Annotated in this window: 12 protein-coding genes; 5 read left to right on the forward strand and 7 right to left on the reverse strand. The window is 47.7% G+C overall.

Going from position 1 to position 14310, the window contains the following annotated elements; translation table 11 throughout:
• Positions 1–8: 8 nt before the first annotated feature.
• From MY7_RS02880 to MY7_RS02890, 3 genes are read right to left on the reverse strand one after another with little or no spacing between them, the layout of a single operon-like run.
• Positions 9–440, reverse strand: a complete 432-nt coding sequence (locus tag MY7_RS02880; RefSeq protein ID WP_003155596.1) for an Hsp20/alpha crystallin family protein — start codon at positions 438–440, stop codon at positions 9–11.
• 15 nt (positions 441–455) lie between these two features.
• Complete coding sequence (locus tag MY7_RS02885) at positions 456–698, reverse strand: spore germination protein (protein ID WP_003155595.1); 243 nt, start codon at positions 696–698, stop codon at positions 456–458.
• 14 nt (positions 699–712) lie between these two features.
• Positions 713–973: a spore germination protein gene (locus MY7_RS02890; RefSeq protein WP_007408496.1), complete on the reverse strand. Its 261-nt coding sequence runs from the start codon at positions 971–973 to the stop codon at positions 713–715.
• Positions 974–1243: 270 nt separating this feature from the next.
• Here MY7_RS02890 and treP point away from each other — a divergent pair, with 270 nt between their 5' ends.
• The 4 genes from treP (at position 1244) to MY7_RS02910 (ending at position 5955) form a co-directional block, all read left to right on the forward strand.
• A complete protein-coding gene (gene treP / locus MY7_RS02895) occupies positions 1244–2659 on the forward strand; it encodes a PTS system trehalose-specific EIIBC component (RefSeq protein ID WP_029326005.1) in 1416 nt (471 codons plus the stop codon).
• Positions 2660–2733: 74 nt separating this feature from the next.
• Positions 2734–4419 (forward strand): alpha,alpha-phosphotrehalase, encoded by a 1686-nt coding sequence (gene treC / locus MY7_RS02900; protein ID WP_007610037.1) that lies wholly within the window; start codon positions 2734–2736, stop codon positions 4417–4419.
• A gap of 21 nt (positions 4420–4440) precedes the next feature.
• Positions 4441–5157 carry a trehalose operon repressor gene (treR, locus tag MY7_RS02905; RefSeq protein WP_007610045.1) on the forward strand — a complete coding sequence of 239 codons (717 nt, stop codon included), beginning with the start codon at positions 4441–4443 and terminating at the stop codon, positions 5155–5157.
• A gap of 132 nt (positions 5158–5289) precedes the next feature.
• Positions 5290–5955, forward strand: coding sequence for an NAD(P)H-dependent oxidoreductase (locus tag MY7_RS02910; protein ID WP_007610047.1), 666 nt, complete (start codon positions 5290–5292; stop codon positions 5953–5955).
• Between the two features lie 35 nt (positions 5956–5990).
• Here the strand turns inward: MY7_RS02910 and MY7_RS02915 are convergent, their stop codons facing one another.
• From MY7_RS02915 to MY7_RS02925, 3 genes are all read right to left on the reverse strand, one after another.
• A complete protein-coding gene (locus MY7_RS02915; protein WP_029326004.1) occupies positions 5991–6752 on the reverse strand; it encodes a YibE/F family protein in 762 nt (253 codons plus the stop codon).
• Positions 6749–7888 (reverse strand): YibE/F family protein, encoded by a 1140-nt coding sequence (locus MY7_RS02920; protein ID WP_007610052.1) that lies wholly within the window; start codon positions 7886–7888, stop codon positions 6749–6751. Before MY7_RS02920 ends, MY7_RS02915 begins: the two co-directional genes overlap by 4 nt.
• A 209-nt stretch (positions 7889–8097) precedes the next feature.
• The gene (locus tag MY7_RS02925; protein ID WP_139325683.1) at positions 8098–12390 is read right to left on the reverse strand and encodes a multifunctional 2',3'-cyclic-nucleotide 2'-phosphodiesterase/3'-nucleotidase/5'-nucleotidase; all 4293 of its coding nucleotides are present in this window, start codon (positions 12388–12390) and stop codon (positions 8098–8100) included.
• 220 nt (positions 12391–12610) lie between these two features.
• Between MY7_RS02925 and MY7_RS02930 the strand changes: the two genes are divergently transcribed.
• Positions 12611–13126: a type 1 glutamine amidotransferase domain-containing protein gene (locus tag MY7_RS02930; protein ID WP_003155578.1), complete on the forward strand. Its 516-nt coding sequence runs from the start codon at positions 12611–12613 to the stop codon at positions 13124–13126.
• Positions 13127–13146: 20 nt separating this feature from the next.
• Here the strand turns inward: MY7_RS02930 and MY7_RS02935 are convergent, their stop codons facing one another.
• Positions 13147–14178, reverse strand: coding sequence for a LacI family DNA-binding transcriptional regulator (locus MY7_RS02935; protein ID WP_007408503.1), 1032 nt, complete (start codon positions 14176–14178; stop codon positions 13147–13149).
• Positions 14179–14310: the final 132 nt, after the last annotated feature.

The raw sequence follows: 14310 nt of genomic DNA on the forward strand, positions 1-14310 counted from the left end.
CCGGCTCTTTAGATTTTTTTCTGAAAAGGAATGTGCTCCATAAGGCGCGGGTAGGAAATGTGGAGCAGGCCGTTTACGCACTGCGCCTGTAACAGGTGGGGCTCAGCCGGTTCAGGAAGCTCAATCGTCTCATCGATTTCCCCGTAATACCGGTTTTGGCAGACGCCCATGTTCTTTGGAAAAAGGGGTGTGATGTTTCCTCTTATATGCAGCCGTGTTCTTGACAGCAGCCTCAATGTCAATTCTTCTTCGTAAACGCCGGGCATTTCCACAATGACAAATGTGTGCTGTTCATCCTGATAAATATCATAAGTCAGGGTGTTTTTTTGTAAGGAGAAAAAATCTTCGGGAGATTTCCGTTTCAGGACATTGGTCCAAAAGTCGCTGGGCTTGTGCTCGTTCGTAATCTCAAGCCACTTTCTCATTTTTTCGATATCCACTTCGGCAGAACCTCCCTATATTTGATTTGCGATCGGCATTGACGGGTTGGCGATCTGATCCTGATCGCTCACGTCAGGGTCAAGATGGCCCGAATTCAAACATCCGGCGGCCGGCGAAAAATCCCCTAAAGAAAAGTTCGCGCCGACAAATTTGCTGTTGGCGGTGTGGCTGTTTTGTACGGTCTGACCGATATCGACGTTTCCGTTTTGCGTTGCTCCGTTTACTTTTATATTGACGACGTTAATTTGGTAAGGCATTCATAAAAACCCCTTTAATCTATAATGGGCGGCACCGGCGTAATATTTGCGGTATCTGCGGTTCCGATGGCTGTCTGGTCGTTGACATCAGGATCATTTAACAAGTTCTCCATCATCGATTCTATAGGTGACGTATCGCCGAATGAAGAGTTCAGTCCTTGTGATTTGTTATTTGTGGTGGGACTGTTGTATGCCGCTTCCCCAATCGTAATAGATCCGTTGCCAGAAATACTGTTAATCTTCAAATAGTACAGGTTGATAACAGTGGATGGCATCTCTTCACACCTCTTTAACTTAGTTGTACAGTACTGTATGCTTTTTGTGCTCCTGTTGTGAATTCCGCCCGGACATGTTCCTGATAAAACAAGAAGTCAAGGCCCGGTTCCGGCGGGGCTTTTTTTGTTTCAGGGTCTTTCGCAGTATATTTGTGATGAAAGCGCTATAAAAATAGATTGACGACATGTATATACATCATTACAATAGAGTCATAAACATGTATATACAAGTTTGTGAGACAAAATGAAAACGGTTACGGAGGGGTTGGCATGGGTGAGTTTAACCGGGCTGCGCGGCAGATCGCTGAAGCTGTCGGCGGAATCGAAAATATTGAGGCGGCGACTCATTGTGTGACGCGTTTGCGGTTTGCATTAATAGATGAAACCAAAGTAAACCAAAAAATGCTTGATGCAATAGACATTGTCAAAGGATCTTTTGCGGTAAACGGGCAGTTTCAAGTCGTGATCGGGCAGGGGACGGTCAACAAAGTATATGCGGAATTAGTGAAGGAAACGGGGATGGGTGAAGCGTCCAAGGATGACGTGAAGAAGGCGGCAGCGCAAAACATGAATCCTTTACAGCGTGCTGTGAAAACGCTTGCAGACATCTTTATTCCGATCTTGCCGGCGATCGTCACGGCTGGACTTTTAATGGGTCTGAACAATATCTTAACAGCGGAAGGCATTTTCTACAGCGCCAAATCGATTGTCCAAGTGTATCCGCAATGGGCGGATCTCGCCAATATGATTAATCTGATCGCGGGGACGGCTTTCGCTTTTCTGCCGGCTTTAATCGGCTGGTCGGCAGTGAAGCGGTTCGGAGGAAGCCCGCTTTTGGGCATCGTGCTCGGGCTGATGCTGGTGCATCCTGATCTGTTAAACGCATGGGGCTACGGGGCTGCCGAGCAGAGCGGCGATATTCCGGTGTGGAACCTGTTCGGCCTTGAGGTGCAGAAAGTCGGGTATCAAGGTCAGGTGCTCCCGATTCTGCTGGCGTCTTATTTACTTGCCAGGCTTGAGCTCTTTTTGACGAAACGGACGCCGGAGGGTATTCAGCTGTTGGTCGTCGCGCCGGTGACGCTTTTGGTCATCGGTTTTCTATCCTTTGTCTTCATCGGTCCGATCACCTTTGCGATCGGTAACGCGCTGACGGCGGGATTGATTGCCGTTTTCGGCCAATTCTCCGCCATCGGAGGCCTGCTGTACGGAGGGTTGTATTCGGCGCTTGTGATCACGGGGATGCACCATACGTTTCTCGCAATCGATCTTCAATTAATCGGATCAAAGCTCGGCGGCACATTTTTATGGCCGATGCTCGCATTGTCAAATATCGCTCAAGGCTCGGCGGCTTTGGCCATGATGCTGATCACAAAAGATAAAAAACAGCGGGGGCTTTCACTGACGGCCGGCATTTCCGCATATTTGGGCATTACCGAACCGGCGATTTTCGGCGTGAATCTGCGTTACAAATTTCCGTTTGTGATCGCCATGATCAGTTCGGGAATCGCGGGGATGTTCATCTCCGTCAAAGGCGTTCTCGCAAGCTCGGTCGGAGTCGGCGGCGTGCCGGGGATCTTCTCCATTATGAGTCAGTACTGGGGTCCGTTTGCGATCGGAATGCTGATCGTACTGATTCTCCCGTTTGCGGGAACATACGGGTATGCGCGGCTGAAACGGCAAAAATAGAAAACCTGCGGGGCGCCTTCTATCAGGCTGTCCCTTTTCCCTTTCAATTCAAACAGTACAGGCGGTGAAGAAAAATGAAAACAGACAGCACACCATGGTGGAAAAAGGCAGCGGTATATCAAATTTATCCGAAGAGCTTTAATGATACGACGGGAAACGGGATCGGTGATCTGAACGGTATTATCGAAAAGCTTGATTATTTGCAGAAGCTTTTGATTGATGTCATTTGGCTTACGCCGATTTACGATTCGCCGCAGAATGACAACGGTTATGACATTCGCGATTACTGCACCATTTATGAAGAATACGGAACGATGGAGGATTTTGAACGCCTTCTCGATGAAGCGCACAAAAGAGGAATCAAGGTCGTCATGGATCTTGTCGTAAACCATACATCAGTCGAGCATCGGTGGTTCAAAGAAGCGGTCTCGTCACCCGACAGTCCGTATCGGGATTTTTACATTTGGAAAGACGGAAAGGAAGACGGCCGGGCGCCGAACAACTGGGAATCAAAATTCGGCGGTTCCGCTTGGGAGCTCGACCCGGCGTCAGGCCAGCACTATCTGCATTTATTTGATGTGTCGCAGGCCGATTTGAACTGGGAAAATGAAGAGATGAGAAAAAAGGTCTACGACATGATGCATTTTTGGTTCCGGAAAGGGATCGACGGCTTCCGGCTGGATGTGATCAACCTCATTTCTAAAGACCAATCGTTTCCTGATGCCGAGGATGGGCGTGACGGGCGGCCTTTTTATACGGACGGGCCGCGCGTGCACGAATTTCTCCATGAGATGAACCGGGAAGTGTTTTCGAAATATGACAGCATGACGGTCGGTGAAATGTCCTCGACAACAGCTGACCACTGCATCCGGTACACAAACCCTGAGAATAAAGAACTCGATATGACCTTTAACTTTCATCATTTAAAAGTGGATTATCCGAATGGTGAAAAATGGGCGCTCGCTCCGTTTGATTTTCTGAAGCTGAAACGGATTTTAGCGTTTTGGCAGACGGAGATGCAAAAAGGCGGAGGCTGGAACGCATTATTCTGGTGCAACCATGACCAGCCGCGGGCCGTATCCAGATACGGAGACGACGGCGTGTACCGGACGAAATCAGCCAAAATGCTGGCGGCGGCCATTCATATGATGCAGGGCACGCCTTACATTTATCAAGGTGAGGAGATCGGCATGGGCAATCCGAAGTTCGATGACATCGGCTCATACCGCGATGTCGAATCATTGAACATTTACAAAAAGATGAAGGAAGAAGGCGTGCCCGAAAAAGACATTATCGCCATTTTAAAAGAGAAATCAAGAGACAATGCAAGAACCCCCATTCAGTGGAACAGCGGGCCGCACGGCGGTTTCACGACGGGCACGCCTTGGATTCCGGCGGCGGATGATTATCGGGACATTAACGCGGAAGCGGCTTTGCGGGACCCGGATTCAATTTTCTACCATTATCAGAAGCTCATCAAGCTCAGAAAGGAATATGATATCGTGACTGAAGGAACGTTTGAGCTGCTTGCTGAAGACGATCCGGCGGTTCTGGCGTACGTCAGACATGGCAAGGATGAAAAACTGCTGTGCATCAACAATTTCTACGGGAAAGAAGCGGACTTTACGGTTCCGCTTAAAGACACGGACGGCTGGCGGTTTACGGTGCTGCTGACGAATGATGAACCGAGGGAAGGGCGGCCGGAACGATTGACGCTCCGTCCGTATGAATCGATCGTTTATCATCTGACAAAAGCGTGATACACTAATCTGGGTGGTCAAATGAAAGTGAATAAATACATCACAATCTATAAAGATATGGTGCGGCAGATTGAAAGCGGCCAGCGGAAGGCTGAAGACGTTCTTCCGTCTGAAAATGATTTGTGCGATCAATACGGCACATCACGAGAAACCGTCCGCAAAGCGCTCAATATGCTGGCGCAAAACGGCTACATCCAGAAAATCAAAGGCAAAGGCTCCGTCATATTAGACAGAGAAAAAATGCGTTTTCCCGTCTCAGGCCTGATCAGCTTCAAAGAGCTTTCGGAAACGCTCGGAAAAGAGACGAGAACGACGGTTCACCGTCTCGGGCTGATCCTGCCTCCCTCAGAAGCTGCAAAAGAGCTTGGTACAGAAGCGGATGAAAAGGTGTGGGAAGTCGTCAGATCAAGACGGATTGACGGAGAACATATTATTTTGGACAAGGATTACTTTGTGAAAAAACACGTGCCTCTATTGACGAAGGCGATTTGTGAAGATTCGATCTATGAGTATCTCGAAGGAGAGCTCGGCTTGTCCATCAGCTACGCGCAAAAGGAAATTGTCGTGGAGCCGGCGGGGGAAGAGGACCGACAGTATTTGGATCTCGGCGGATTCAGCCATATGGCGGTCGTGAAAAACCGCGTCTTTTTGGAGGATACCAGCCTCTTTCAGTACACGGAAAGCCGGCACAGGCTCGATAAATTCCGTTTCGTCGACTTTGCGAGAAGAGAAAAATAAAAACGGACTGCCGCGGCAGCCCGTTTTTTTGTCAGTATCAAAATGAATACTATCCAACAAAAATGTGCGTACTGGTACTTTCAAAAATAATGGCTACAATAGTACATAACGATTGAAAAGGAGAGATCATGAATGTCAGATAAAAAACAGCAGATCATCGAAGCGTATCAATTCAGACACGCCACAAAGGAATTTGATCCTGAGAAAAAAATTTCAGAAAGCGATTTTGAATTCATTTTAGAAACGGGAAGATTATCCCCAAGCTCACTCGGTTTGGAGCCTTGGAAATTTGTCGTCGTTCAAAATCCGGAGCTTCGTGAAAAACTCCGCGAGTTCACATGGGGCGCGCAAAAGCAGCTGCCGACCGCAAGCCATTTCGTACTTCTGCTTGCCCGGACGGCAAAAGATATCCGTTTTGACGCCGACTATGTCAAAAACCACCTGCGGGAAGTCAAAAAAATGCCGGAAGATATGTATGAAGGCTATATCAGCAAAACAGAAGACTTCCAGAAAAATGATTTCAATCTGCTTGAATCAGATCGCACACTGTTTGACTGGGCATCCAAACAGACTTACATCGCCCTCGGCAATATGATGACAGCCGCTGCGCAGATCGGAATCGACTCCTGCCCTGTAGAAGGCTTCAACTACAAAGAAATTCACCGGATTCTTGAAGAAGAAGGGCTTCTGGAAAACGGAAGTTTCGACATCTCTGTCATGGCCGCATTCGGCTACCGTGTCAGAGATCCGCGCCCGAAAACAAGATCTGCCTCAAAAGACGTTGTAAAGTGGGTATAAGATAAAAAAAGCTGCCGGGCGTGTCCCGGCAGCTTTTAACGTTTATTTGGTTTTGCTAAAAAACAGGCGGTGATCCAGGACGTAACGGGAATGATGATGCCGATCCCGATTCCGGCACAAAGAATGGTGACGGCTTCCGCACTGAATACTTTTGAGTTCACTATTTTTTCAGCTGAGTATGATAAGTCTTTAAACCAGATAATTAAAGCCAAATAGCTGCCGAAAAAAGCAAAGAATAACGTATTCGTATTCGTTCCTAAAATATCTCTCCCGATGCTTAATCCGAATGTGTACAGATCTTTTCTGCTTATGGACGGATTATGACTGTAAATTTCCTGCATGGGTGAAGTAATGGAAATCGCGACATCGGTAATCGCCCCAATCGTGCCCATGATGATCATGGCTGCGGTAACCTTCACAAAATCCACCCCGACAAACAGTGTGAATATGCCGATATCACCCAATTCTTCTTCACCGAATCCCTGAATCGAAGTATGTTTTGTTACAGACATAATAAAAAACAGCAGCAGTACAATCGTCAGCATTGCAGAAATAAAGGCGGTTACGGTTTTGACGTTTCCTCCATTAATATAAAAAAGAGTAATGCTGCAGATCACGGCGGAAGAGAGCAATGTTAAAACAATCGGATTGATATGCGGGTCTGTCATGAAAATGATGGTGAGAAAGAGAACTCCGAAATTTAAGAATAACGCAATAAAAGACCTCGCTCCTTTTTTTCCGCCGATGATGACCATCAATAGAAATAAAATCGCCGCGAGAATTACGATGACATTCATGAGCTTGCCTTCTTTCGTTTAATAAAAAAGATAGAAGCATACAGACTGGCTGGTATGGCTAATACGATTCCGATTCCTCCGGCCAATGCTCTGGCTATTTCCAAGGAAATGTTCATAGAAAGAGTGAATCCTATCGGGGAATCATTTTTCAAATACAAAAGCATCATCGGAATAGAGCCGCTTATATAAGCAAAAAACAGAATGTTGGTCATCGCCCCCATGATGTCTTTTCCGATCTCCATCCCGGAACGTCTGAGAGCTTGTAATGAGATACCCTTGTTTTCTTCATATAATCCGAAGACAGATGACGTCATGGTAATGGCTACATCCATGACCGCTCCCAGTGATCCGATAAATACCCCGGCCATAAACACCGTGTGATAAGGGCGGGTTAAATACTGCATTTCCTCATATCTGAGACCTTTCTCTCCGGTTGCCAGCATTACCAGATACGTAATCGCAAGGGAAACGAAAGTGCCTGCGAGCGTCGCGGCAATGGCGGCGTATGTTTTCGCGTGAAAACCGCTGACAAGCAGCAATGATATGACAGTAAAGATGAGAATACAGATACCGCAGATGAAAATTAACCCTATATTAGGATGCTTCCTGTACAAATCTAATGCAAACGACAGTAAAACGGCGTTAAACATCAGGCTGACGATCGAAAAGAAGCCTTGTTTTTTGCCGACGATAAGCAAGGTGAAGATGAAAACCCAAGCGATCAGCAAAAGCTGTTTATCCCGTTTTTTATCTATAATGCTTCCCGATATATCCTTGTTTGATGGTTTCCCTTTATCAATAGAAACGAATATTTCATCGCCAATCGAATATTTCTGATCATTCGCTCCGGATGATGAATACTGATTGGACAAATGAATGAGCTGTCCTTTCTGACTGCCGTTTTCAAGTCTGGCAGTGATCGTCTGATTGAAAATCTTATCTTTGTTTTTATGCATGTCCTGTACGTCAGACTGATGTTCCAATGTTGTTTTCGTCACTTTGGCAATCGGCCGCTCATAAAAAGAAGCGTTGTGAGTGACGAAAATGAGCGAGCTGATAAAACAGAGCGCTGTTATCACGTAAAACAGCTTTTTCTTGTAAGACATGCGGTTTCGTTTGTTTCCTGTTATCTTCAAAAAAAGTCCTCCAAACAGGCGGCGCCGTATGAAAGAGAGGCCCTGCCGTGAAGTGTTAAACGATGCGGATGCAGTCTTTCGCGAATAACGGTCATATTTTATCACTCGGCCGTACGGCTGTCGACTCAGAGGGGGACCGAGAGAAAAAGCTCCCCTGATTTCAGATCAGGAGAGCTCTTGGGATGAACCGCACAATAAAAGCGGTCTTTTTATGCTTCGTTCACTTTTTTTGCTTTTCTTCTTTGATACAGATACAGTGCCGTTCCGAGCGCGCTGATGAGTAACCCGGCAAGAAGGATGGAATACATCGTTGTGGCCGTATCAGGAAGCAGGCCGCCCGGCGATACTCCGTCCTGTGCAGGGCCGGATGACGGTTTTTGTCCGCTTGGCTGCTTTCCGGAGCCGTGGTCTCCGCTTGTCGGCGGCGCGCTCTTCGTGTTTGCGTTTAATATGGTGTATTCACTGAAATGATTTGTATAGCCCGTGACGAGATCGTGTGAAACCGAACCGTTGTCTGTTTTTGTATAGACGTTCTTTTTCCGGTCTACATGGTAAATGCCGGGCTGTTTCGCCTTTTTCATATTCTCAATGCGCAGGGTGAGTTTTACCGGCGCTTTGAATGTTTTGATGTCTTTGTTTTTCTGCTTCATTGTAAAGTCGTATACATTTGAAAGCGCCCCGCTAACTTTTCCTTTCGGCGTCACGCCGAATCGTGTATCAGCTGAAGCAGCGTTTGCCATCGGCATTTTCATGCTGAACTTGTCATGCAGGATCGTAAGGGAAGAATCCGATGTTCTGTCCTTTAACAGGCCGATTTGTTTTTTTGTCACGCTGAGATCAATCGGCTTTTTGGCGCCGTCATTCTTATCGTAATACACGATCGGCGTGTTGGCGTTTTTGGCATAGACGGCAAATGCGCTGTCATCTTCAAGCGTCCACGAACCGTTTTTTTGTTTCGTCGGCAGGTACACTTCCTGCGCGCGGCCGTCAACTTTCGGTTCCACCGCTTTTCCCGCTTTTTCAAGCTGCTCGGTGAAGACCTCATAGTCGACAAAGCCAAGGTCTTCTTTATGGGACGCTTCGTTAAAGACGGAATATCCGTCTCCGCCTTCACCGACAAAGTTACTGGTGGCGACTCTGTATGTCTTCTTATCAGAAATCGGCTTTACGCTGCCGTCATCCTGTACGGCCGCAGCTTGAAGAACGCGGTGTCCCGGCTTTTTATTCAGTGTAAACGTGTATGTTAAACCGGCAACTTGAGGGAAGGCGCCGCCTTGAGCCTCAATTCCGCTTAACCCTTGTTCCAAGGCTTGTTTGATCTGTTTGCCGGTTAAATCCGCGACGTAAAGCGTGTTGCCGAACGGCATTACATTCAGCACATCGCCGAGTGTGATGTCTCCTTTATCAATACCCGCGCGGATGCCGCCCCCGTTTGTGATCGCGATTTGGGCGCCGGCCGCTTCCTTCGCTTTTTGCAGCATGCCGTCCGCGATGAAGTTTCCGAGATTGGTTTCTTTGGAGCGGACATGCTCGCGCTGGCCGTCAAGTGCGACCTTCGTTGAGCCGACTTTTTCATTTTTGACTGAGACGAGCTCTTTTTTAAACGGATCAAGCTTTTTTTTCAGACCCGGGTCTTCTTTCGTCTGCTCGTTCACCGGCAGCGCTTGAAGAGAGGATTGTTCCGGCAGAACGACGCCGTTTTTGTCAAATGCGACATCGACACGGCCTAAATATTCGCCGTATTCTTTTGCCTGGGCGACGATGGTCGGCTCTTCGTTTTTAACAATTTCCATTTTATCTACAAGCGTATGCGTATGTCCGCCGACGATTAAGTCGATGCCTTTTACTTTTTTGGCGAGATCGAGATCACGCTGATGCCCGATATGGGTCAGGGCGATGATTTTATTGACATGTTCCTTGTTCTGTATTTCTTTTACCGTATCTTGTGCGGATTGGAAGGCATCATGAAAGACAATGCTTTTTCCCGGGCTTGATGTGACGGACGTATCTTCTGTCGTTAAGCCGAATACGGCGACTTTTTCTCCGTTTACATCAAGCAGAATATATGGATAGATGCCTGCATTTTTCTTTTTCCCTGCCGTAAATGTGTCTGCTTTTTTCATGAATGGTCTGAGTTTTGACTCTTTGGACACATCGACATTTGAGCTGACGAGCGGGAAGTCAGGCGCTTGGAAATTGTATTTTCCGGACGGGTCCGCCGCGCTCCCGTTACCGCTCAGGAAGCTGGCGAGAGCGCCCGGACCTTTATCAAATTCATGATTTCCGAAGGTCATGGCGTCGTAGCCCATGCTGTTCATCAATTTTAAATCAGCCAGCCCCTGCCACTTTGTGAAATAGAGATCGCCTGAGAAGACGTCTCCCGCATCCAGTAAAATGCTGCGGTCGGTTTCGCTTCTGATTTCTTTGATTTTCGTCATCCGCCTCGCCGCGTTATCAAGGTGGGCGTGCGTGTCGTTTGTATGCATAACGGTGAGTTTCCATGCGCCATCTTTCGGCGGCTCTGTGCCCGGTTCATCATCTTTGAATTGGAGCTTGTACTGTCCGTAGCCCGCGTTTTGTGATTCACCGATATAGGCGACGTCATCTGCGCGGTCGGCAAACGGCTTTGCGGCCAAGGAAGATTCAAATGTCAGGTTTGTCCCTTTGACCGGAAGGATGGACCAGTTATGATCAGCCTGCGGATTAATCGTTTTCTGCTGGATGATGTAATCCATTAAGACCTGCCTGTTCTCATCGGCAGAAGAGTATACGATTTTATCATTGCTTAAGTGAGGGAATCCTCCGCCGCCTGAAGCGCGGTAATTATTTGTGACGATCAGAAATTCCTGCTTGGCGCTGACGGGCTTTCCTTGATAAGTAAGGTTGACGATCCGGCTTGCATCGGGATGAATGACTGTTCCGTTTTCGTTGTATTTCGCCGGTTTTGTGACATCGACCTGATAGGTGACACCGTCAATGACATCAAAATTGTATGAGCGGTAGGCGTCATTTAAAAGCGCTTGGCTGCCGCCTTTTGCCTGATCGATCTGATTAAATTGCCCCGCGGACATTTCGAGCCAGTCCTTCACTTCGCTTCCGTTCAGCTTGACGATCTGAACCGTGTTGTCATACAGGTACAAATCGCCGATATTTTTGATGGCGAGGTCGCCTGCGGAAATGTTTGTATAGTAGTTTGAGCCGTTCCGACCGCCGGCTTTAAACGGGGCGCCCGCCGAGAGGATAGGCAGATCTTTGTATTCCGTATCCTTCATCTTATTTTCGGCGTACCATTTTTGCGCATCCGTTACGATTTGAATGGACGGATCATCTTTGACTTGGGCGAAGAAACTGTTGATATCGGCTTTTGTCTGGCCGACGGGTACTCTGATGTATTTTAAAGTGCCTTCGTGCGCTTTTTTGACGGTATTGACGACGGTTTCGTTTTCCGACGTCACATTGCCGGCAATCGGCTCGATGCTTCCTTTTGCATCTTCCACATGCCACGCGCTGTCTGTTTTTTCAAGCCGGAGGTCGATGACGCCCGCATATTTGCCCCAGCTGCTTGACATAACAACGGGGATGCCGTTAATCGTGCCTTTATCGACGTCGAATTGATCAGCGCCTTTGTATTCGGCATCAGGGAAAAGCCCGTGCTGATGGCCGGATACGATCGCGTCAATTCCGCCGACTTTCGTTGCCAGGTCAAAAACGGCGTTTTCCGCTCCGGAAGACTGCGCTTTTTTTTCGATGCCGCTGTGGGCGAGGGCGATGACGACATCGGCTCCTTCAGCTTTCATTTTCGGAACGGTTTTCTTTGCGGATTCCACAATGTCTTCGACCTGAACGCGGCCTTCGAGATTTTTCTTATCCCACGTCATGATTTGGGGAGGAACAAAGCCGATGTAGCCGACTTTTATCTGATGCTTGCCGCCGTTTTCATCCGTGACGGTTTTGTCTTTTATGACATAAGGCGTATAACGGTTTTCGCCGCTTAATGTTTTCACATTGGCATTAACGATCGGATAATCAGCGCCTCTGATTGTCCCGTCCAGAAATTCAAGCCCGTAATTAAATTCATGATTGCCGAGTGTTCCTGCGTCATAATGCAGACTGTTCATCACTTCAATGATCGGATGGGTCTTTGCGCCTGAAATGATATCATTTTTCTCATATTTTACGGCGTATTCTCCGAGGGGGTTCCCCTGAATCAGGTCTCCGTTATCGACAAGCAGCGTATTCGGGTTTTCGCGCCTGTGCTTCTCAATAAGCTGAGCCGTTCTGGCCAGCCCGAATTCCGTTGTCGGTTTGTCGCTGTAGTAATCGTAGTCCATCATGTTAGCGTGAACGTCAGTTGTGGCTAAAATGCTGAGATTCACACTGGAGGATTTGTTTTCTTCTGCTTTAATGGGTGATGTTGGGAGGATTAGACTAAGTATCATAACTAGGGGCAGCAGAATACGGAGTGTCATATTGACGCTGCATCGTCTTTTCTGTATTCTCACCTGTTCTCCACCTTTCAACAAATTTTGTCATGCAGTACCATTGTAAGAATATTTTGTGAAAGTTCATATAGATTTCATGATGATTCTTGTAAAAAGATGAAAAATGAGGATAATGACCTATGTAATACGGATGAGCGGCAAACGCGTTACCTATGTTTGATGTTAGTGTGGCTGGGGTACATGGATTTATGTAGACTTCATCAAGCAGGAGGTAGTAACTATGGGTAAAAAAATTGCAGTTGTATTAACGGATTATTTTGAGGATGTCGAGTATACTGAACCTGCGAAAGCTTTTAAAGATGCAGGTCATGAATTAACCGTAATTGAACAGGAAAAAGGAAAAACAGTCAAAGGCAAACAAGGGGAAGCGGAAGTGAAAGTGGACGCGTCCATCGATGATGTGAATCCGAAAGACTTTGACGCATTGCTGATCCCGGGCGGGTTCTCTCCTGACATGCTGCGTGCGGATGACCGTTTCGTCCAATTTGCCAAAGCGTTTATGGATGATAAAAAACCGGTGTTCGCCATCTGCCACGGACCTCAGCTTCTTATCAACGCGAAAGCATTGGACGGGCGCAAAGCGACAGGGTTTACTTCAATCCGTATCGACATGGAAAACGCGGGCGCGAATGTTGTGGATGAAGAAGTCGTCGTCTGCCAGAACCAGCTGGTCACAAGCCGCACACCGGATGACATTCCGGCATTCAACCGCGAATCATTAAAACTGCTTGCGTAATATAAAAGCGGAGCGCCGTATCAGGCGTTCCGCTTTTTTTGTGAAGATTCCCGGATGACCAGCTCGGGCGCCAGAATAATGCGTTGTTTTTTGTGCTGGGAATTGGTGATTTTATGATGCAGCAATTGAGCTGCTTCTTTTCCCGACTGCCGCGGAAAGGAAGAAACGGTTGTAAGCGGGGGATAAGAAATTTCAGCTTCCGGCACGTTATCAAAGCCGACAATGTCAATATCTTCGCCCGGAACGAGCCCGGCTTTTCTGATCCCTTGCATGACGCCGAACGCGACCAAATCACTGAAGCAGAAAATCGCGGTCGGGCGCTCAGACCGGCGGAGGAGCTCCGTCACGGCTTCACAGCCTGCTTCGCGGGTCGGCGCGCTGTCAATGACATAGTCATTTTTTACTTCCAGATCCGCTTCACGGAGCGCTTTTTTAAACCCTTTCATACGTTTCGTCCATGTTGACGAGTGCTTCACGCCGCCCAAAAACGCAATCTCCTGATGGCCTTTCTCAATGAAATGACGCACTGCCTTATAGGTGCCTTCCTCATAATCGGCTCCGACAAAATCACAATCGGCGTCGGCAATCTCCCTGACGGCGAGCACGACCGGAATATCAAGCTGCTCAAGACGGGAAAGGGTTTCCTCAGCCGTACCTGAAACCGGACACAAAATCAATCCGCCGACCCTGTGCTCGAGCATGGTCGAGATCAGCTGCTCCTGCTTGGCGACGGAATCAAATGTCGTGCCTAACAGCACCGTTAATCCGACTTCCTCAAGCGTATTCTGAACGCCGATCAGAAACTCTGAGAAAAACGTATTGGAAATGTCAGTAATAATCAAACCTACCGTTGTAGACGTCTGTGATCGTAAATTCGCGGCAACCCGATCATATACGTACCCCAGCTCCCGCATGGATTGCAGCACTTTCTCACGGGTCGCTTCGGAAATTCGCGGATTATTGCGGACGATTAATGAAGCGGTGGATGTTGAGACGCCGGCATGTTCAGCGACCTGCTGCAATGTCACCCGGCGTTTTTTTTGCTGTTTCATACGTCGCATTCCTCACTTGGTTTTTATTCGTTACATCCATTATAAGCGTTTTGGCGCATGAGAAGAAAGAGAGAGGAGGAGAAAATGACAAAGCGCCGGAAGACGGATTGTCCTTCGGCGCTTCTGTCACAA

The sequence above is a fragment of the Bacillus sp. 5B6 genome, assembly GCF_000259405.1.
GTDB classification, from domain to species: Bacteria; Bacillota; Bacilli; order Bacillales; family Bacillaceae; genus Bacillus; species Bacillus velezensis.

Excerpts from the sequence above, each read along its gene's own strand:
- MY7_RS02885 (WP_003155595.1), bottom strand. The coding sequence starts at position 698 with ATGCCTTACCAAATTAACGTCGTCAATATAAAAGTAAACGGAGCAACG.
- MY7_RS02915 (WP_029326004.1), bottom strand. The coding sequence starts at position 6,752 with ATGAATGTCATCGTAATTCTCGCGGCGATTTTATTTCTATTGATGGTC.
- MY7_RS02930 (WP_003155578.1), top strand. The coding sequence starts at position 12,611 with ATGGGTAAAAAAATTGCAGTTGTATTAACGGATTATTTTGAGGATGTC.
- MY7_RS02890 (WP_007408496.1), bottom strand. The coding sequence starts at position 973 with ATGCCATCCACTGTTATCAACCTGTACTATTTGAAGATTAACAGTATT.
- treC (WP_007610037.1), top strand. The coding sequence starts at position 2,734 with ATGAAAACAGACAGCACACCATGGTGGAAAAAGGCAGCGGTATATCAA.
- MY7_RS02910 (WP_007610047.1), top strand. The coding sequence starts at position 5,290 with ATGTCAGATAAAAAACAGCAGATCATCGAAGCGTATCAATTCAGACAC.
- treP (WP_029326005.1), top strand. The coding sequence starts at position 1,244 with ATGGGTGAGTTTAACCGGGCTGCGCGGCAGATCGCTGAAGCTGTCGGC.
- treR (WP_007610045.1), top strand. The coding sequence starts at position 4,441 with ATGAAAGTGAATAAATACATCACAATCTATAAAGATATGGTGCGGCAG.
- MY7_RS02935 (WP_007408503.1), bottom strand. The coding sequence starts at position 14,178 with ATGAAACAGCAAAAAAAACGCCGGGTGACATTGCAGCAGGTCGCTGAA.